Source organism: Echinicola sediminis, from assembly GCF_054777495.1.
The window spans coordinates 1-19,203 of sequence record NZ_BAAHAP010000070.1 but is presented as its reverse complement, the minus strand read 5'-3'; the positions used below and the strand labels follow the sequence as shown (position 1 = coordinate 19,203).

Sequence of the window (19,203 nt, the reverse complement as noted above, 5' to 3'; positions counted from 1 at the left end):
ACTAGCTATCGTTTACTTCATTGGCACTTTGCTTATTGAAAATCTATTTTTACACTACTGTCTTTTATTTGGTATTCAAACCGGGCCGTATAACTTAAGCCCTGTAAGATATTGCTCAAGGTTTCATTCCTAAAAACACCAGATACCAGCAAGGACTCCCCCGGCTTCTTGCCGATATGAATTTTCACCCCATACCAGTTTTCCAAGGTCCGGACCATTTCATCAATTGGAGTTTTTTCAAAAATGATCTTTTTGTTCATCCAAGCAGTCACCGCCTCTTCATCAAACCTGAATTCATCCATCTTCTTTTCCTGAGGATTTACCTCCACCCCCTGACCGCTCAGCAAAAAGACCTTCTTTTTCAAAGTGCTGTCAATTACCACTACCTTGCCTGTAAGCAAGGACACCTCGCGGGCTTCCCCTTCATAGGACCGTATATTGAATGAGGTTCCCAACGCAGTGGTAGAGGTTTTTCCTGTATGAACCGTGAATGGCCTGTTTGCATCTTTGGCCACATCAAAGAAAGCCTCTCCTTCTAAAAAGACTTCTCTTTTTCCAGCCGTAAAGTCTTTGACATACCTGATCTTACTGCCTGAATTTAATTTGACGATAGAACCATCACTCAAACTGATGGACGACTTCACCCCGGGAGGAGTATTGAATTCGGTATACACCAGCGTTACATTTTCGATGGGGACTTCCTGCATCCCAAAAAAGTTAAACAAAAGGCTTAAACCGAAACAGCACAGCAGGATAGCTGCTACCCTTTGCCACTGTGGCCAGGTTTTTTTTACTTTTGTCATATCGTACTGGGCAATGACGCTTGCGGAGTTCAGTGGGACTGACCTCTTATTAAGGTGGTGAGAAGGAGTTTCACTATCCATATCCGCATTTAGCTCTTGGTCTATTTCTTCCCACAAATCGGCTATTTCTTCCTCAGAAATATGGGCCACTTTTTGGGTCATGTTCAGCAGCATCTTACGGGCGGTGGCTATTTCTTCCACTTTGAAGGGATATTCCGCGATATAACGATCCCACTCAGCATTAAGCGCCGGCGTAGGGCTGAGCACCCAACTCCTAAAGCTGGCGTCCAAAACGAAATCCTCTATAGAAAAATCAGAAATGTTCATAACAGTCTTATTCATAGATATAAGACCGATGAGGCCAAAAGTTATCCTTCCTTCAGGAAGTTTTTTCTGACTTTTACATATTTTTCAAAATCCAGGGAATCTATCAACACTTTCACCAAAAAAACACCCTGTTTATTTAAAAATATACGATTATCCGTAATTGCACCAGTAAATTTACTTCTCACAGATTCCACAGAATTAAAAAACCTTTTCTGTGGGTTTCTGCGCATTCTCCGCCAAGGCGGACAAGTTGTGAGAGATGGTTTGCTAACTTAGAGCTACTAGTGTCTTTGCGGATATACATATAAAAATTAACCTCCCTTAATGGAAGTCTTTTCTCCCTATCTTGCCGCTAGATTCGTTAAAGCCTGTCCCGACTACTGTCGTGAAGGACTGAAATTGCATGTTTAGGGTTTAAGCTGTTCTACTAAACTATTGCTAAGTAGCAGGGAAAATGTATTAAATAGAGGAAGGGATTCAGCCTAAAATAAGCTTAGAATAATAAAAGAAACCACCATCATACTTTTCTTAAGACTGGAAATTGCCTTCCAGGCCAGGGTATACACTGAACGGAGGTTGATGCCCATGATTTCCGAAACTTTTTCATAGGTCAGGTTTTCGAAGAATAGGAGTGTGATCACTTCCCGCTGTCTGACAGGCAAAGCTTCCATGCTGCTCGCCAATTTCTTCTTTAACAAGCTTAGGTGCTGTTCCTTGATCATTTTTTGCTCAAAGGAATCGGACAAAAGTAAGTACTCAAAGTGCTCAGCACTATCAGCGTGGTACCTTTTTCTTTCTTTTGCCAGTTCCTGCTGAATCCTGTTTCCCAGTGATTTAAATAAATACAATTTTACATTCACTCCCCCTTTGAGGTTACTTCGGTATTTCCATAGACTGACAAAAACATCCTGGACACAGTCTTTTACAAGGCTCTTATTGGGGTGCAAGGCCATACCATAGCGATGGAGCTCATGGATATAATGTGCATAAAGAGATTTCAGGCCGGTGCGATCTCCAGAAATCAGCGCCATCCACCATTCCTCTTCGGGACTTACCAAGGAATGTTTTGCACTATGATTTTGGGATTGCATTCGTAAAGGAAATTAAAATCAAATGATAATCAGGGAAGAAGCATGTTTAAATATAGTTTTATTTTTTAAAAGTATTTACAATTTATCTATTTTTTTGCCAATAGATCTCAAAACTTTCCAAATGGTTAACAAAGAAAACCAGTTACTTCTATTTTTTTAGTTATTACTTTGTAGTGCCCTTTTGATCCAATAGCAACCCGAAAAATACCCGTATCGTACAATCCATTATGAGCAAAAAAGCTAAAAAACAGAAAAACAACGTCGCAGCGCCCGCAGAAGAATGGGATTTTAGTGAAGGGTTTGGAGGCTTACCTGACGATATTGAACTCTCAAAAAATATAGGCTGTGCCTCAAACGGTAAAAGTTCAAAAAAGAAGCCTAAAACAGGGGATAAACCTAAGACATAAAAAAAGGGAGCCCATCTTGATCAGGCTCCCTTTTTTTTTTGAATTGCTTGTCAGGCTTCCACTTTTCCGTCAGGATAGTAATGGTTTACATCTCTTTGGGGAAAGGGCACCTCGATATCATTGGCTTCAAAAGCCTCCTTCAAGGCTTCCATATTATCAAAATAAACCGGCCATAGGTTATCCGCTTCTGCCCACACCCTGATACTCAGGTCCAAGGAGCTGTCCCCAAAATTACTGAAGAAAACTACCGGAGCTGGATCTTGGAGCACCCTTTCGTCCTTAGCCAAGACACCCAAGATGATTTCCCTGGTTTTCTTCAGGTCTGTCCCATAAGCCACCCCTACCTTTATCTCGGCTCTTCTGGTGGGTTTGTTCGACATGTTTACAATATCCGAATTGGCCAAAGCACCATTGGGAATGATGATATCCTTATTGTCGAAAGTTCTCATTTTGGTGTAAAGAATATCAATGGACTCTACCACGCCTAGATGCCCTTGGGCATCAATTACATCATTTACCTTAAAAGGTTTGAAAAGCAGTATCAGTACTCCCCCTGCAAAATTAGAAAGCGAGCCCTGAAGTGCCAATCCAATGGCCAAACCTGCAGCACCCAAAATGGCCACAAATGAAGTGACGGGTATACCCAATACAAATGCGATCGTAAGTACCAACAAGATGTACAACAAGGCACTAACCAGGCTAACCAGGAAGTTGGTCAATGAGGGATCGGAATTGCGAACCGCAATGACCTTTTTCATTGAACTCAAAATCTTATTGATAATGATCTTACCAACGATATAAATAAGAATGGCATAAACAATGGCCAAGGCTATGTCCTTGATCGTGTCGGCCCAACTTGCATACAATGTTTGTAATGTTTCTGTGTTAAAATCCATAAAATAATAAGGGTTGGTTTAAAATCTAAATTATAATTATCTCTTTGGTATCACAAATCCACTGATTTTACGCAACAAAGCTACTATTTTCTAAATGAAATGGAATAAAACGGGCCCTTGTTAACAAAATGGTATTCTTTTGGCAACGGTAGCAAGGGCTTTGTCCATTCCGTGGGAAACCCTTTTTGAAAAGATGCTAAAAGCTCACTGAAGACTTAGCCCAGCAATCATTTGGTGGAAATAGGGCCCTCCATTTAGCTGCAGTAAATTTTTAAGTACTATACCCACATATATTGTACCAACTACCATTTACCATTTTTGTTTACAGGTATTCTTTTGGCAACCTGATCGGCCTCGCGAAACAAACCAAATTAAGTTCTGCAATCTCATCTTATTACCGCTTGTATAAAATATCATTCTATATGACTGCTTTTTATAGCCGTCCTACTTAATTTAGCTGCTTAATCTAAATCATAAAATACATGAATATAAGCAACCCAAAACTTTTCAAGAGACTGTTGCTTTGTATGCTGCTGTTAGGAACACTCCTGCCCGGAGAGGAAGCCCTAGCGCAGCGTAAAAAGAAAAAAGACGCCACAGAAGCGGCAGCTCCCAAAGAGGACAAAAACGGTATCAAACCTTATGCCTCGGTCATTACTTCTAAAGCAAAAAGCAAAGAAGGGCTGTTCGGTGTCCACCAGATCGACAATAAATATTTTTACGAAATCCCGGACAGTTTACTGGGCAGGGAAATGCTACTGGTAACCACCATTGCCAAAACTGCAGACGGACTTGGATACGGTGGAGAGCGAGCCAATACCCAGGTGATCCGTTGGGACCGACATGGAAATGATATCCTCCTCAAAAAAGTTTCCTATAACAATGTTGCCGCGGATTCCTTACCCATCTACCATGCCGTAAAGAACTCCAACCTGGAACCTATCATTTTTAAATTTGATATCAAGTCAAGGTCCATAGATGACAAGGGAACGGTCATAGAGGTCACCGATCTCTTTTCCCAGGATGTGAAGACCATTGGTCTCCCCTCTTTCCGAAGAAAGACCTATAAAGTTTCCCGCTTAAGCAGCGACAGATCCTACATAGAGCGGATCACTCCCTATCCCATCAATATAGAAAACCGCTATGTAATGACCTATGAGGCCTCCGAGCCACCTTCCAATTCCAGCATGGGCTCCCTCACCGTGGAGATGAACTCCTCCATGGTTTTGCTTCCAAAAGAGCCGATGATGCAGCGTCTGGAGGACCGCAGGGTAGGCTGGTTTACCACTTCCGTGGTAGATTATGGCCTAGATGAACAGAAAGCGGCCAAAAGGACTTACCTGGATAGATGGAGGCTGGAGATCAAAGAGGAAGACATTGAAAAATTCAAGGCCGGTGAGCTCGTAGAACCTAAAAAACCCATCGTCTACTATATTGATCCTGCCACCCCAAAAAAATGGGCTCCTTTCATCAAGCAGGGAGTAGAGGACTGGAACGCCGCTTTTGAAGAGGCCGGCTTCAGAAATGCCATTCAGGCGAAATATGCGCCTACTCCTGAAGAGGACTCCACTTGGAGTGCAGAAGATGCCCGCTATTCGGTAATCCGTTATTTTGCTTCAGATATCCAGAATGCCTACGGGCCGCACGTCTCTGATCCCAGGTCAGGAGAAATCATCGAATCGGACATCGGCTGGTTCCACAATGTGATGAACCTATTGCGAAACTGGTATTTCGTGCAAACTGCAGCTGTAAACCCTGAAGCGCAGGGAGTCAAATTCAAAGATGAGGTCATGGGACGCCTGATCCGCTTTGTTGCTGCCCATGAAGTTGGGCACACCTTGGGATTGCCGCATAACTTTGCCTCTTCACATGCCTACCCGGTGGATTCACTTAGAAGTGCTTCATTTACCCATAAATACGGTACGGCCCCATCCATTATGGATTATGCGCGCTTCAACTATATCGCACAGCCTGAAGACAAAGACGTCAACCTTTTCCCCAATGTGGGCCCTTACGATAAATATGCCGTTGCCTGGGGTTATAGACCCATCTTGGATGCCAAAACGCCGGAAGAAGAGCAGGCTACTTTGGACAAATGGATATTGGAGAAAAATGACGATCCTGTATTCAGGTATGGCCGCCAGGGAAACAGTTATGATCCCAGCACACAAAGTGAAGATCTAGGAGACAATTCCATCAAAGCATCTGAGTACGGAATCAAAAACCTACAACGAATCATGCCAAAACTGGTCGATTGGTCTGCCGAGGAAAGCCAGCCATTTAAGGATTATAATGACCTTAAAGAGATGTACGGGCAGGTCGTTACACAGTTCAACCGCTATTTGGGACATGTCCGCACCAATGTGGGCGGGGTATACGAGGTTTATCAATCCTCAGGAGAAGACAAGCCTGTTTACAGCCATGTGGACAAAGCCCTGCAAAAATCAGCCGTCAAATTCCTCAATGAGCAATTGTTTGCCACACCACAGTGGCTGATCAATGACGATATCATCAAAAGAACAGAGGATTTTGGCTTTACCGAAAGGATCAAGAACCTTCAGGTTTCTACCCTTTATGGTTTGCTGGACTGGGGCAGGCTGGCCAGGATCATCGAAAATACCGCTTTGAATGAGGAAGAAGCTTACGACTTGCTCGAAGTCTTCGATGACCTAAGAGGTGGAATCTTTGCCGAATTGCCCAAGGGCAAGGCAATAGATATCTACAGACGCGGTCTTCAGCGGGCCTATGTGGAAAAACTGGAGAACTTACTTACAGGAAATGCTTCCGGAAGAGGCGCTCAGATCAATGCCGCCCAGTCCGACATAAGGCCTATCGCCAGGGGAGAACTGAAAACCCTGCAGCGAAATATTACGAGGGCCCTGCCAAAAGCAACAGACCAAATCTCCAAGTTGCATCTGGAGGACTTACTGATCAGGATCGACACCATTCTAGATCCCAAATCGTAAGAATGGGGACTTAACAAAGAAAAGAGGGAACATATTGTCCCTCTTTTCTCGTTTTGGGCATAAGGGAAGTCGCTGCAAAAGAGTCTCCCCCCCAGTAATGATAATAAATCCATCAAATTCAGTTAATTTTGCTTTGATCGGAAAAACTCATTAAATAGCCAAAAAACGATGTCTTCAAATACTGCCGAAATACTAAAAGAACATCAACTGCGGGTAACCAGCTGTCGCAGAGATGTGCTGAAAACTTTCCTGAAAAAAGGCATTGCCCTTTCTCATTCTGATCTAGAAGAGCTGCTCAAGGAAAATTTCGATAGGGTGACGATATACCGTACCCTAAAGACCTTTTTGGACAGTGACCTGATCCACAAGGTTCTTGACGATACAGGAGTTACTAAATATGCCCTTTGTCATCATGATGCTTCCGAAAAACATCATGACCACGAGCATGTCCATTTCAAATGCGATGTTTGTGGAGAAACCCAGTGCATTGCCGAAATCTCCCTCCCACATATCAGCCTTCCCGAGGGATTCATTGTAAAGGAGAAAAGCTTACTCGTCCAGGGCGTCTGCAATAAATGCAGCTAGACTTCCACCGTAGGCCCGGTTTTTTTTCCTTTGGGGACATCTGAGGGCCATATGACACCAGGTGGCAGATCGATTTTTGGAGGAGTATTATCCTCTACCCCGCCATCCCCATCATCATCCTGGTTCTGATCCTTGTCAAAAGGAGGCCTGTTCATGGTCACAATAAAATAAATGAGCAGCACGTAGGCTATTCCACAGAGGATCATATCGATGATAAGACTGCTCATTGTCAATGCATTTAGGTTTACGATAATTTACAAGAAATATCGGTAGAAGTCAACAAGTTAAGGGGCTATCCTGCATAGAAACTTCTATAAGTTTCCGTATTGTTGGAGGCACTTTATAGAACAGGGCCAAGCAAGCGCTATCCTCCATTCCCTGAACCACTTTAATAAGCCCCTCTCTTCCAGAACACCTGATTTCCTAAAAAAATGCATGCTAATCAGGATTCCGTTTGTTAAATAACTCATATCATCGGATATTTGCGGTTCGAAAAACTATTGCCATGATCGTAAAAACCAAAAAGTATAAACTTGAAACAGGAACCTATGTAAAAATGGGTCTTAAAAATATTTTAAAGGAACAATGGTGGGTTATCCTTATTGCAGTAGCTATCGCATGTGGTTACTTTTGGATCCCTTCTTGGTGGTGGATCAGCATGGCCGTTGTTGCTTATTTGCTTTACCTCCTGTTTTGGGTAATCCAGTTTGCCGGTGTAAGCCAAATGGAACAAAATAAAGTCATGTTTGACAAGCTGGCCTATGAAATAGACAGCAGACAGGTCCTTATGAAAATCAATACAAAGCAAGGAATGCCCATCAACTGGTCCATGATCAAAAGGGCAGAAATCACCAAAGATGCCTTTATCCTGGTCATGTCCAAAGCCCAGTTCATCCACCTTCCGTTTAAGATCTTCAATACGGAAAATGAGCGAAAATTTGTGGAAACCATCTTGAAAAGAAAAGGATACGTGAAATAACAAAAAGCCAGCTAAGCTGGCTTTTTTTATTGGCGTTTCCACATGCTTCTTAAATAGATCATCACAGGTTTGATCAAAGGATTTTTTACCTTGGGATGCTTGTTTCTTCTGAAATACTTTCGGTGGTAAAACTGGTGATTGCCCTGGACAGCAATTTTAATGTCTTTCGCATACAGTGCCTCGCAACTATTTGAAATAGCCTTATCCTGCCATTCCATACAGGTAATCTTGAAATCCTTATTCAAAAAATACTGACTTAGCCCTATCTCACCATTAAGGATAATTTTTAAACGATCAGTTTCTTCTTCGGCCGGAAATCAGCCGCCAAACATCTCCAGGTATTTCAGCTTGGTGAGAAAGGCATAGCTTTGCACGTGCGGAGCGCTGGCTGTACTTCGCTCATGATGGTCATTGAAATTGATGGTACTGCCACAAATGGCCACATCATCAAATTTTTCAAACTGCTCCTTAAATGACGCCAACCAATTTTTCCGATAAGGACCATAAGCGCTTCTGTTCTGAAAAAAAATAAAATCTTCCTTTCCCGCCTGGTCTTTCACTTTTCGATGGAGTGAGGCATAGGAGCTGAAGTCCCTGCCTTTATTGCCTTTAAAATATATGCTCCTGAGCTCAATATCAGGATGTTGATGAAAAAGTTTTTTTACTGTCTTGACAAACAGCTTATCAAAAAAATTCACCCCTCTGACTTCACTAATGGCGATGTACAGCACTACTTGCTTCACCCCATGGCCTGCATTCTTAATCCTGACCAAATTTTGAATGTCTCTCAGGTAAAGCCGTTTATCATTGGCTGTAGCATAACAATGGAAGAAATTTCCTGTAACTATTCTGCTCATTAAAATAATTGGTTTAGCCTCTTAACACAAAGGAAATGACTCCATTGGTAAATCGTAACTGCCTGAATCAACCCGAAAAATAAGGCTTAATCTCCGAATGAAAAAATCCGCCGATAAAATGCACAGGGCTAAGCCGGACATGTTGGAGGTATTCCTGTACATTCTCCTATCTTTACCAAGATGTGGATTCCTTGGAAGGTAGGTTTCTTTAAAGCAAACAGAAGCCATCAAATCCTAATGGATTCCACAGGCAAATTCCGATGGATGGAGGTGCCCATGATTTCCATTCTGATTTTAGAAAGCGTCTTCTATTTCATATTTGTTCATGGTAAAAAACAAACGGTCGCCTTTGGTAAAACTCTTACCGGGAGGAGTCTTGATACTGATTTGCTTCCCCTCATCATCCACCAATTTGACAATTTGGTGATCACCGTAATAGAGTGTGCGGGCAACCTCTCCGCTTAAGGGTTGCTCCTCATTTTTCTTGATCCGCGCATCTTCAGAGCGGAAAAGGATCTTTACTTTCCCGGTATAGTTTCCGGATTGAGGAGTAGAGATGAAGCCAAAACCGCAGTAAAAACCATCTTCGGTTGGAGTGGCCAAAATCTCGTTGCGCTTGCCAAAAAAATTGGCCACGTAGGAATTCGCCGGACGCTTATAGATATCCGCAGGTGTATCCACCTGTTGAAGCTTACCCTTATGGAGGATGGCAATCCTATCGGCTACCGACAGGGCATCCTTGGCATGGTGGCTGGCAAAAATGGCTGTCACCCCACTGCTTTTGACAATATCGTGAAGATCCTCGCCTATCTCATTTTTGAAGCGCGTGTCCAGCGCCCTGAACGGGTCATCCAGCAAGAGCAGTTTGGGCCTGGAAGCCAAGGCCCGGGCCAATGCGGATCGCTGCCTTTGACCAGCAGAAAGTTGATGCGGATAAACCCCCATACTGTTTTCCAAACCCACCAAAGCCAGGGTATCTATGGCGATTTGCTTGGCGTTTTTCTCCTGACGATGAAGAGCGCAACGAACATTCTCCAAAATCGTCATTTGAGGAAAAAGAGCATAGTCTTCAAAAATGACCCCCACCTCCCTGTGATTGGCAGGCACTGAAGATTTGCCGTTGACGATAGTCTGCCCCGAATAAACGATGCTTCCGCTATCCGGATGTTCCAATCCAGCTATCAGCTTTAGCAAGGTGGTTTTACCAGATCCATTTTCTCCAACAATAGCCAGAATTTCTCCCTCGTTCACCTCAAAGGAAATATCCTGCAATGTGAACTCTTTGCTTTGGGGAAATTTTTTACCGATCTGATGAAGCGTAAGTAAGCTCATTAACTTGATGTCTAGGTTTTACATTACTTTGCCTAATCCAGTAAATTTAAAAGGAATTATTGGTATGGATGAATTTTGGGAATAATAAGGTTTAAAAGGAGGATAATGCCTCTCCAAAAAGTGAGTACCCAGCCGGTTTTTGATTATTATTTAAATCAAGTCTAAATAAAAGGAAAAGATCCCTATATTTGCAGGCATGTTTTTAAAGGCTAAAAACCAAACCGGCAAATGACCATTCAGCAATTGGAATACGTGTTGGCGGTGGACAAGCACCGACACTTTGGACACGCAGCAGAAGCTTGTTTTGTAACCCAGCCCACTCTTAGCGCACAGATCCATAAGCTGGAGCGTGAGTTGGATGTGGTGATTTTTGACCGATCCAAAATGCCGGTTATCCCTACAGAAATCGGCGGCCAACTGATCGAACAGGCCAAAAAGGTGGTTTCCGAAAGTAAGGGGATTTATGAATTGATTGCCCAGTTAAAAGGCAATATCAGCGGGGTGATCAAGCTGGGGATTATCCCTACCCTTGCCCCTTACCTTTTACATCTATTTATCAAAAAATTTCTTGAAAAATACCCACAGGTCCGTCTTCAGGTAGAGGAACTGATCACTGAAGAAATCGTCAAGCGGGTACGCAATGATGAGTTGGATCTTGGCATTGTGGTCACCCCTTTGGATGAACAGGGCATTGTGGAAAAACCCATGTTTTACGAAAAATTCTATGCCTACCTTTCCAAAGACCATGCTTTGCTGGAAAAGGAGGCCATAGAAATAAAAGACCTGATGGTGGATGATTTTTGGGTGCTCCAGCAAGGCCATTGCTTCAGGGACCAAGTCCTCAACATTTGCAACCAAAACAAATTCCAGCGCATGAACTTCCATTATGAGAGCGGTTCGCTGGAAGGCCTCAAAAACATGGTCAACCGTTACAAGGGCGTGACCCTGCTGCCAGAGCTGGCCACTGTTGATCTCAGCGAGGAAGAAAAGTCCCGTATCAGGCCCTTTTCCGGCGAACAGCCCATGCGTGAAGCAAGCATTATCCTGACCAGGAGCTTTCTAAAAAAACGGTTGGTAGAGCTCCTCTACAAGGAGATTACCACTGCCATACCGGAAGAAATGACTTCCAAAGCCCATGGCAAAGTGGTCAAGTTCAAGTAACAGGCAGAATCGGTCAAATACGGCAGTCAGGTTGCTGCTCTTAAGCTAAGGGTTTACTGTTTTTCCAAAACGGCCAACCCGTGCCTTCTGCAATTTTTTGGCAAACCTCGGAATGATGGCTTTAAAAATGTAATTTTGGGCTTTCTCATTTTCAATCAAAAATCCCAAATATGGCATCGAAAGATTATATCCAGCAAAATCAGGAAAAGTTCCTTCAGGAGCTATTGGATCTACTTCGAATCCCTTCAGTAAGCGCCGACCCAAAGTTTAAGGCAGATGTGCTCAAAGCCGCAGCCTTCGTAAAGGAAAGTCTGATCGAAGCGGGAGCTGATCAGGTGGAAGTCTGCGAAACGCCAGGCTATCCGGTGGTCTACGGTGAAAAAATCATTGATCCGGCCTTGCCCACCGTATTGGTGTACGGACACTATGATGTTCAGCCTGCCGATCCCTATGAACTTTGGGACTCTGCACCATTTGATCCAGTCATCAAAAAAACAGCACTACATCCCGAGGGAGCTATTTTTGCCCGTGGGTCTGCCGATGATAAGGGGCAGTTTTACATGCATGTCAAGGCTTTTGAGGCCATGATGGCTGAAAGTGAGCTGAGCTGCAATATAAAATTTATGATTGAAGGTGAAGAGGAAGTTGGATCGGACAATCTGGAAAACTTCATCAAAGCCAATAAGGAGAAGCTCAAAGCGGATGTGGTGCTGATCTCGGACACCAGTATGCTTTCTTTGGATACCCCATCGGTGACGGTGGGCTTGAGGGGACTGGCCTATATGCAGGTGGAAGTGACCGGCCCCAACCGTGACCTTCACAGTGGCAGCTATGGTGGTGCTGTGGCCAACCCGATCAACATCCTTTGTAAAATGATCGCGCAGCTTCAGGATGAAGACCGAAAGATTACCATTCCAGGTTTTTATGACAAAGTAGAAGAACTTTCTGCTGAATACCGCAAGAAGCTGAATGAAGCCCCCTTTGACCTACAGGATTATAAGCGGAAGCTGGACATCAAATCAGAGGAAGGAGAAGCGGGCTATACCACCATCGAGCGCACCGGCATCCGTCCTACATTGGATGTGAACGGTATCTGGGGAGGGTATATCGGTGAAGGAGCCAAAACCGTCCTTCCATCAAAAGCCTACGCCAAAATCTCCATGCGACTGGTTCCCCATCAGAACCACCACGAAATTTCGGAGCTCTTCCAAAAGTATTTTGAGTCACTGGCCCCCGAATCGGTAAAAGTAAAAGTAACCCCTCACCATGGAGGCAAACCCTGTGTGGTGCCTACCTCTTCTGTCGGATACAAGGCAGCCGAAGAGGCCGTCATGGAAGTATTTGGTAAAAAAGCGATCCCTACCCGTGAAGGTGGCTCGGTACCGATCACTTCCCTGTTTCAGGAAGAACTGGGACTGGACCCCATTCTGTTGGGCTTCGGCCTGGACACGGATGCCATCCATTCTCCCAACGAACATTTCGGGGTAAAAAACTACCTGATGGGCATTGAAACCATTGTTGCCTTCTTCAAAACTTTCCGAAAACTTTCGGGCAAATAAGCTTTTCACAGTTAAAAGATACAACCACAAAGGAAATCAACCGTAAATTAAATCTGGTCCTTTCGGCAGGATCTCATTGATACGGAGTTTCTTTTGTGGTTTTCTTGTAAGGAACTAATCGAGAATTCTTCCTGTAATACCTTTATTCATATGTAATAATAAACAACGGAATGAGTACCCTTTCTAAATCGCTTCAGCTTACGCTGGTTTTCCTTCTAATTAGCCTTTCGGCATTCTCACAAATCATCCAGCCTCCAAAGTGGCAGATGACTGTCTCCAAAGACAATCCAAGCGTGGGAGAAGAAGTCACCCTGATCTTCAAGGCTGAAATTCCCCAAAACTGGTACATTTACTCCAACGACTTTGATCCTGATCTGGGGCCCATGCTCACAGAGCTCAGCTTAGAAGCTTCTTCAGGTCTGGAAAAAATCGGCAACCTGGAGCCCGTATCGCCCAAAAGAAAGATGGATGAAATTTGGGAAGGAGAGGTCAGCTATTTTACCGGAAAGGCCGAATTCAGGCAGAAGGTAAAAATCACGGACGAGCAGGCAAAGGTAAGTGGAGTGATGTCCTATCAGATGTGTTCCGACATTACCGGTCAATGTGTGCCTTATGATGAGGACTTCAACAAAACCATCAATGCAATTGCCCAAAAAGTGGAGAAACCTGCACCTGCCGGCACAGAGGCCCCTTCGGTAAAGGAGAAAAAAGTTCCCGAAGAAGCGGTTGAGGAAAATGATAAAGACACCATCCAAACAGAAATCACGGAAGCCGCTGCTCCCCAGGCGGTGAAAACTGAAACAGCTGACACCAAGGGACAAGGCACCAAAATTCCTGAAGTAAGCCTGGCTCCGGAAGGTAAGCAGGGCGATGCCACTTCCATGTTACCCTTCGTGATTGCGGCATTTTTAGGTGGACTGGCAGCATTGCTGACTCCCTGTGTATTTCCGATGATTCCTATGACAGTAACTTTCTTTACGGGAAGGAGCCAATCCAAGGCACATGGCATAAGGAATGCCATCATTTATGGACTGAGCATCATTCTTATCTACACCTTGGCAGGAACCATCGTTGCCGCCATTCAGGGACCTGAGTTTGCCAATTGGCTTTCCACCCATTGGCTGCCCAACATCTTTTTCTTCCTGGTGTTTATCTTCTTTGCCTTCGCCTTTTTGGGGCTGTTTGAGATCACCCTCCCTAGCGGATTGGTCAATACAATAGATGCCAAAGCTGACAAGGGAGGCCTCACGGGCATCTTCTTTATGGCTTTCACCTTGGTGCTGGTATCCTTTTCCTGCACCGGACCGATCGTCGGTTCCATCCTCATCGAGGCTGCAGGAGGCGAAATCCTCAAGCCCATATTGGGCATGGGAGCTTTTGCACTGGCCTTTGCCATTCCTTTTACCCTGTTTGCAGTATTTCCCGAATGGCTCAATAGCCTGCCCAAATCCGGTGGTTGGTTAAATTCCGTAAAAGTAGTATTGGGCTTTTTGGAACTGGCCTTGGCCTTTAAATTCCTCAGCGTAGCCGACCAGGTGTACCACTGGGGACTGCTGGACCGGGACATCTACCTGGCCATTTGGATCGTGATCTTTGCTTTGCTGGGCTTCTATTTATTGGGCAAACTAAGGTTACCCGGCGACTCCCCTATGGAAGCCATCAGTGTTCCCAGACTTTTGCTGGCCATCACCACTTTCATCTTTGTGATCTATCTGATCCCTGGATTATTTGGCGCCCCGCTTAAATCCCTTAGTGGTTACCTTCCCCCGATGTCTACACATGATTTTAATGTGGAAAAACTGATCCGGGAAAATAAAGGGGCTGTCTCGGAGGATAACCCGATGACCGAAAAACCTAAATTTGCGGACCTGCTGCATTTACCTCATGGCCTACAAGGCTACTTTGATTATGAACAGGCCCTGAGAGTGGCAAAACAAGAAAACAAACCCCTGTTCATTGATTTTACCGGACACGGCTGCGTCAACTGCCGCGAAATGGAAGCCAAGGTATGGTCAGATCCCGAGGTACTGAAAAGACTGAAAAACGACTTTGTGTTGGTCGCTCTTTATGTGGACGAAAGAACAGAGCTACCGGAAGCGGACTGGTACACCTCGGCTTATGACAATAAAGTGAAAAAGACCATCGGCAAGCAAAACGCCGATTTCCAGATCACCAAGTTCAACAATAATGCCCAGCCCTACTATGTCATCCTTGACCATGAGGAAGAAATGCTGGTCACACCAAAAGCCTATGATACCAACCCACAAAATTTCGTGGATTTTCTGGACAAGGCCAAGGCGGAGTTTGAGAAGTAAAAAAGCCAATAATAAGAAAGGTGCTGGATATCAATTCAGCACTTTTTTTGTCCACTAATTTCACTAATTGGCACGAAAAAGGGACTAAGTCCTAACTTCGCACCAAGTATTTAGGCCTTTTGCTGGCCATCAGAGTGTTTTTTTAAACCTGTTGTCCTCCTTTCTGCCAAGAAAAAAAATTCGTGTAAATTCGTGTAATTCGTGGACTTCTTTTTGAAATTTACTTTGCCCAATTAATCTTCTTTTGACTCTTAAACCCACTTCACGACCAGCCACAGGATAGCACCCGCAATGACCATCCACAAAACACTGGCCTGCGCCAATGTCTTCAGCCCCCCGGCAAAAAGCAGTTTCCTGGAAAGCCCGCAGCCTATTACAAACAGAGCAAAAGTCATCAAGGCTTGGGCCAAAGCAGAAAGTCCCTCGCTATACCGGTCAATGGCAAGGTAACTGTTGGCGATAACCGCCACTACAAACAAACCGATAAAATAGGGTATTTTTATTTTCCCCTGCCCTTTGCCCCCTAACAAGGCTATGAGCACAGCCAAAGGAATAATCCATAGTGCCCGGGCAAGCTTCACCGTCGTGGCAATCTGCAAGGCCTTTTCTCCATATTGGCTGGCTGCCCCGACCACCGAACTCGTATCGTGAATAGCGATGGCACACCAGGTGCCGAACTCCTCTGCACTCATTCCCAGCCACTGCCCAATGAGCGGAAAAATAAAGAGAGCGATGGAATTCAAGACGAATACTGCTCCCAGTGCCATAGAAATCTGATGTTGTTTGGCTTTGATCACCGGCGAAACAGCTGCAATGGCGCTCCCCCCGCAAATGGCTGTACCCGTAGCAACCAGAAAAGCTGTCTTGGGATCTATCTTCAATAACTTTCCCAAACCCCATCCCAATAGCAAGGTAGCGCTGATGGAAAAAACGGTCAGCCAAAAACTTTGCTGCCCCACACTAAAGGCTTCCTTGGCCTGGATTCCAAAACCCAAACCGACCACCGCCAGTTGCAGAGAATAGTCTGCCAGTTTTTGGGATAAGGCAGGAAAAGGGTTACCGATAAAATTGGCGAAAACCAAGCCCATCAAAAGGGCAATAGGTGCAGAAATCACCGACAAAAAACAGGACAAAGCAACCAAGCAAAAAAGAATTTCACGGATGGCGAAACGCTGATCCCATAAGCCAGGAAGCTCAATGATTTTCCGGTTGATGTCTTTGACTTTGCCCATTGTAATAACCCTTGATTTGGTTATTACAAATTTGCAGACACCGTTGATCTAATGGAAATCGTTTTTAGCAATCTTCGATTACCTGAGGTTATAATGAAGCGCAAATTTCATAAAGAGATCCACAATCCCCTCTTTTTGCCCATGGGGCTGAATGAATAAAAAATGCCTTTCGATGGCTAGTCCATCCACATCCATCACCGTAAATGTTTTGTTTTTGAGTTCCTCAAGAACGGTAAATACCGATAAAAAGGCCATAGCATTAGAATTCATCAGATAGCGTTTCATGCTTTCGGTACTGCCCAGCTGCATCTCCTTTTTCAATTGGCCCAGTTTGACATCCAGGCTTTTCAGGGCATGCGCCATCACCTCCAAGGTTCCCGAGCCTGGTTCCCTCATCAAAATGGGGATTTCCATAAGTTCCTCTTTGCTGAGCCCTTCCTTTTTGGACAGTGGATGATCGGTACGGGCGATAAGGAGAATTTCATCCTTGGTAAACTCGGTATACTTAAACTGCGGCTGCTTGGAACGTCCTTCGATGATGCCCAGGTCTATTTCTCCACTTTCCAAAGACCGCTCAATCTGCTCGGTATTGTGCGTGCTGAGCGAAAGCCGGATGTCCTGAAACTTCTCATGAAAAGCGGCCAAGATCGGCGGCAGGATATACTGGGCAATGGTCGTACTGGCTCCAATCCTCAATTCACCTCTTTGCTCCTGGGTGAAATGGTTAAGCTCAAACTCCAAATCCCTGTAAATGGCAAAAATCTTATCCGCATGTTCGTATAAAGTTTTACCTGCAGGGGTAAGGGAAATCTTACTTCCCCTACGGTCAAAAAGCTTCACCTGGTAATGCCGCTCGATTTCACGAATATGCTTGGTCACCGCTGGCTGGGAAATATACAGCTCCTCTGCGGCTTTAGTGAAATTCAAGCGCTTGGCAACAGTATGAAAAACCTGTAATCGAAAATCGAACATGCTCCGAATTTAAACCTTTTTGTCATGGCTTGACCAAATAATCCAGCCTTCTTTTCACTTCTGCATTGGATTTCACAGAAACATTGATGTTATCCAAGTCAAGATCAAATTTGTAGGTCCCAGCCCCGTCCTGCATCAACACGATGGAATTCAAAATCAGCAGGGCTTCATTGCCATCTTCGGAACGGTACAGGGCCTCCGTCATGACCGGCACTGGATTTTCATTTCTCGTCAAGCCCAAAAACTCCGCAGCCCGAACCCGATTGATAATTTCGGGATCATTTTGAGCAATGGATTTTATCCGATCAACCAACGGATTGGCTTCATCACCAAATGTACTGGCCACCATCAAAGCCCAATAACGCTCCCATTTATCATCTGAATTCAGACTTTTGAGCAATGGCTTTTCCACTTCAGAATAGCTCTTCAACATCAAATCTGCCAGATCCACATACTTGGCAATCTCCTTTCTGTGCTGCTGACCAAATTTTACCGGATGATCAAAGCCGTTCTTGATTAATTCAAATTCTGGATAGAAGGATAAGTCGGGCATTCCTTTCACCCAACTTTTCAGCACTTTCCTGAGCTCCAACAATTGCTTTTGGTACTTCGGATCCTCGGCCAGATTATGGATCTCAAAGGGATCTTTTTCCACATCAAAAAGCATTTCTGGTGGCTTAGCTTCAAAAAAGAGCGCTTGCGCCGCATTCAACTGACCTGCTTTATGCAAGTCATCCCATTCCTTATAAGCCAATTGCCGGTAACGGTAATCATTCATCAGACCATCAAAGTTGAAAGGCTGATAATTGCGGATGTATTTGTATTTCCCCTTTCGAACCGATCGGACCAGGTCGTATTTCTCATCAAAACGATCGGCATATCCAAAAGTCAGGTCATTTTCATATGGCTGCTTCAGCCCGATAAAGGGTTTTCCATCCATTTGTTCCGGAATTTCCACCCCGGCCAGCTGAAGCACCGTGGGGCCGAAATCCACAAAGCTCACAAAATCGGAAACCCTGCTGCCCAGGGGATAATTCACCAGATCCTTATAGTTTTCAGGGACGTGGATCACCAGAGGAACATGTAAACCTGTTTCATAAAGGTAGCCCTTACTCCCCGGCATTACCCCTCCATGATCTCCAAAATAAAACACAAAGGTATCGTCCATCAGCCCAGCATCCTCCAGCTCGGCCAGTACTTCTCCAACCTTCCGGTCCATGGCCTGTATTTTGGACAAATACTGTGCTCGGGTATATTTAAAAAGCGCTGTATTGGGATGATTCGGCTGCAGTTTTCCCGCATCGGGGAGTTGATGGATAGGCTCCTCGCCCATCTTTGCGTGCTTAAAATGCAAGCTGCCCTCATGCGAAATGGCAATGTTAAAAACATGGAAGAAGGGCTGCCCTTCCGCCCGGTTTTTAAACGTGGCCTTATTGGAAGACTCATCCCAAACGCCCTCATTTTTGATAAAATTATAGTCTTCCTTGGAATTATTGGTGGTGTAATAACCCGCTGCTCTTAAATAAGTAGGAAACATGCTTAAGCCCTCAGGAAGGGGAACAGGTTGAAGTTTTCTATGAAACTGAGCACCTAGCCTAGGAGCATAAGCTCCCGCAATCAAGGTAGATCTGGCCACACTGCAAACGGGGCCATTGGAAAAAGCATGGTCGAAAACCAGGCCGGTTTTGGCCAAGCCCTCAATATTTGGAGTCGAAATACCA

At 44.6% G+C, this 19,203-nt stretch carries 17 protein-coding genes; 7 read left to right on the top strand and 10 right to left on the bottom strand.

Annotated elements, in window-relative coordinates; genetic code table 11:
* Positions 1–32: 32 nt before the first annotated feature.
* Positions 33–1,145 (bottom strand): FecR family protein, encoded by a 1,113-nt coding sequence (locus ACYVAA_RS16405; RefSeq protein WP_460543715.1) that lies wholly within the window; start codon positions 1,143–1,145, stop codon positions 33–35.
* Between the two features lie 467 nt (positions 1,146–1,612).
* On the bottom strand, positions 1,613–2,221 hold the full coding sequence (locus ACYVAA_RS16400; RefSeq protein WP_460543713.1) for an RNA polymerase sigma factor: 609 nt from the start codon (positions 2,219–2,221) through the stop codon (positions 1,613–1,615).
* A 227-nt stretch (positions 2,222–2,448) separates the two neighbouring features.
* On the opposite strand from ACYVAA_RS16400, the gene ACYVAA_RS16395 reads away from it, so the two are divergent.
* Positions 2,449–2,628, top strand: coding sequence for a hypothetical protein (locus tag ACYVAA_RS16395; RefSeq protein ID WP_460543711.1), 180 nt, complete (start codon positions 2,449–2,451; stop codon positions 2,626–2,628).
* A 50-nt stretch (positions 2,629–2,678) separates the two neighbouring features.
* On the opposite strand, the gene ACYVAA_RS16390 is transcribed toward ACYVAA_RS16395, so the two are convergent.
* Complete coding sequence (locus tag ACYVAA_RS16390) at positions 2,679–3,524, bottom strand: mechanosensitive ion channel family protein (protein WP_460543709.1); 846 nt, start codon at positions 3,522–3,524, stop codon at positions 2,679–2,681.
* Positions 3,525–4,006: 482 nt separating this feature from the next.
* On the opposite strand from ACYVAA_RS16390, the gene ACYVAA_RS16385 reads away from it, so the two are divergent.
* Both ACYVAA_RS16385 and ACYVAA_RS16380 read left to right on the top strand, forming a co-directional pair.
* Entirely contained in the window at positions 4,007–6,490 is a 2,484-nt protein-coding gene (locus ACYVAA_RS16385; RefSeq protein WP_460543707.1) for a zinc-dependent metalloprotease, read from the top strand.
* A 168-nt stretch (positions 6,491–6,658) separates the two neighbouring features.
* Positions 6,659–7,075 (top strand): Fur family transcriptional regulator, encoded by a 417-nt coding sequence (locus ACYVAA_RS16380; RefSeq protein ID WP_460543705.1) that lies wholly within the window; start codon positions 6,659–6,661, stop codon positions 7,073–7,075.
* Here ACYVAA_RS16380 and ACYVAA_RS16375 read toward each other — a convergent pair.
* Entirely contained in the window at positions 7,072–7,302 is a 231-nt protein-coding gene (locus ACYVAA_RS16375; protein ID WP_460543703.1) for a hypothetical protein, read from the bottom strand. The two genes, ACYVAA_RS16380 and ACYVAA_RS16375, sit on opposite strands and share 4 nt — an antisense overlap.
* A 278-nt stretch (positions 7,303–7,580) precedes the next feature.
* Here ACYVAA_RS16375 and ACYVAA_RS16370 point away from each other — a divergent pair, with 278 nt between their 5' ends.
* Positions 7,581–8,054, top strand: coding sequence for a YcxB family protein (locus tag ACYVAA_RS16370; RefSeq protein WP_460543701.1), 474 nt, complete (start codon positions 7,581–7,583; stop codon positions 8,052–8,054).
* Between the two features lie 26 nt (positions 8,055–8,080).
* On the opposite strand, the gene ACYVAA_RS16365 is transcribed toward ACYVAA_RS16370, so the two are convergent.
* The 3 genes from ACYVAA_RS16365 to ACYVAA_RS16355 form a co-directional block, all read right to left on the bottom strand.
* A complete protein-coding gene (locus ACYVAA_RS16365) occupies positions 8,081–8,299 on the bottom strand; it encodes a hypothetical protein (protein WP_460543699.1) in 219 nt (72 codons plus the stop codon).
* Between the two features lie 72 nt (positions 8,300–8,371).
* On the bottom strand, positions 8,372–8,911 hold the full coding sequence (locus ACYVAA_RS16360; protein WP_460543697.1) for a hypothetical protein: 540 nt from the start codon (positions 8,909–8,911) through the stop codon (positions 8,372–8,374).
* A gap of 294 nt (positions 8,912–9,205) precedes the next feature.
* Positions 9,206–10,243 (bottom strand): ABC transporter ATP-binding protein, encoded by a 1,038-nt coding sequence (locus tag ACYVAA_RS16355; RefSeq protein WP_460543695.1) that lies wholly within the window; start codon positions 10,241–10,243, stop codon positions 9,206–9,208.
* Positions 10,244–10,471: 228 nt separating this feature from the next.
* On the opposite strand from ACYVAA_RS16355, the gene ACYVAA_RS16350 reads away from it, so the two are divergent.
* From ACYVAA_RS16350 to ACYVAA_RS16340, 3 genes are all read left to right on the top strand, one after another.
* Positions 10,472–11,404 carry a hydrogen peroxide-inducible genes activator gene (locus ACYVAA_RS16350; RefSeq protein ID WP_460543693.1) on the top strand — a complete coding sequence of 311 codons (933 nt, stop codon included), beginning with the start codon at positions 10,472–10,474 and terminating at the stop codon, positions 11,402–11,404.
* Between the two features lie 170 nt (positions 11,405–11,574).
* Positions 11,575–12,963 (top strand): M20 family dipeptidase, encoded by a 1,389-nt coding sequence (locus tag ACYVAA_RS16345; protein ID WP_460543691.1) that lies wholly within the window; start codon positions 11,575–11,577, stop codon positions 12,961–12,963.
* 170 nt (positions 12,964–13,133) lie between these two features.
* Entirely contained in the window at positions 13,134–15,278 is a 2,145-nt protein-coding gene (locus ACYVAA_RS16340) for a protein-disulfide reductase DsbD family protein (RefSeq protein WP_460543689.1), read from the top strand.
* Between the two features lie 251 nt (positions 15,279–15,529).
* Here the strand turns inward: ACYVAA_RS16340 and ACYVAA_RS16335 are convergent, their stop codons facing one another.
* The 3 genes from ACYVAA_RS16335 to ACYVAA_RS16325 all read right to left on the bottom strand — a co-directional run.
* On the bottom strand, positions 15,530–16,510 hold the full coding sequence (locus ACYVAA_RS16335) for a YeiH family protein (protein WP_460543687.1): 981 nt from the start codon (positions 16,508–16,510) through the stop codon (positions 15,530–15,532).
* Positions 16,511–16,588: 78 nt separating this feature from the next.
* Entirely contained in the window at positions 16,589–17,482 is an 894-nt protein-coding gene (locus tag ACYVAA_RS16330) for a LysR family transcriptional regulator (RefSeq protein ID WP_460543685.1), read from the bottom strand.
* A 22-nt stretch (positions 17,483–17,504) separates the two neighbouring features.
* The coding region (locus ACYVAA_RS16325; RefSeq protein WP_460543683.1) for a sulfatase-like hydrolase/transferase at positions 17,505–19,203 on the bottom strand (1,699 nt) is incomplete at its 5' end.

What these genes read in the sequence shown, in the direction of transcription:
- ACYVAA_RS16400 (WP_460543713.1), bottom strand. Translation starts at nt 2,221, where the DNA reads ATGCAATCCCAAAATCATAGTGCAAAACATTCCTTGGTAAGTCCCGAA.
- ACYVAA_RS16395 (WP_460543711.1), top strand. Translation starts at nt 2,449, where the DNA reads ATGAGCAAAAAAGCTAAAAAACAGAAAAACAACGTCGCAGCGCCCGCA.
- ACYVAA_RS16340 (WP_460543689.1), top strand. Translation starts at nt 13,134, where the DNA reads ATGAGTACCCTTTCTAAATCGCTTCAGCTTACGCTGGTTTTCCTTCTA.
- ACYVAA_RS16360 (WP_460543697.1), bottom strand. Translation starts at nt 8,911, where the DNA reads ATGAGCAGAATAGTTACAGGAAATTTCTTCCATTGTTATGCTACAGCC.
- ACYVAA_RS16345 (WP_460543691.1), top strand. Translation starts at nt 11,575, where the DNA reads ATGGCATCGAAAGATTATATCCAGCAAAATCAGGAAAAGTTCCTTCAG.
- ACYVAA_RS16335 (WP_460543687.1), bottom strand. Translation starts at nt 16,510, where the DNA reads ATGGGCAAAGTCAAAGACATCAACCGGAAAATCATTGAGCTTCCTGGC.
- ACYVAA_RS16380 (WP_460543705.1), top strand. Translation starts at nt 6,659, where the DNA reads ATGTCTTCAAATACTGCCGAAATACTAAAAGAACATCAACTGCGGGTA.
- ACYVAA_RS16390 (WP_460543709.1), bottom strand. Translation starts at nt 3,524, where the DNA reads ATGGATTTTAACACAGAAACATTACAAACATTGTATGCAAGTTGGGCC.
- ACYVAA_RS16385 (WP_460543707.1), top strand. Translation starts at nt 4,007, where the DNA reads ATGAATATAAGCAACCCAAAACTTTTCAAGAGACTGTTGCTTTGTATG.
- ACYVAA_RS16330 (WP_460543685.1), bottom strand. Translation starts at nt 17,482, where the DNA reads ATGTTCGATTTTCGATTACAGGTTTTTCATACTGTTGCCAAGCGCTTG.
- ACYVAA_RS16350 (WP_460543693.1), top strand. Translation starts at nt 10,472, where the DNA reads ATGACCATTCAGCAATTGGAATACGTGTTGGCGGTGGACAAGCACCGA.
- ACYVAA_RS16370 (WP_460543701.1), top strand. Translation starts at nt 7,581, where the DNA reads ATGATCGTAAAAACCAAAAAGTATAAACTTGAAACAGGAACCTATGTA.
- ACYVAA_RS16355 (WP_460543695.1), bottom strand. Translation starts at nt 10,243, where the DNA reads ATGAGCTTACTTACGCTTCATCAGATCGGTAAAAAATTTCCCCAAAGC.
- ACYVAA_RS16375 (WP_460543703.1), bottom strand. Translation starts at nt 7,302, where the DNA reads ATGAGCAGTCTTATCATCGATATGATCCTCTGTGGAATAGCCTACGTG.
- ACYVAA_RS16405 (WP_460543715.1), bottom strand. Translation starts at nt 1,145, where the DNA reads ATGAATAAGACTGTTATGAACATTTCTGATTTTTCTATAGAGGATTTC.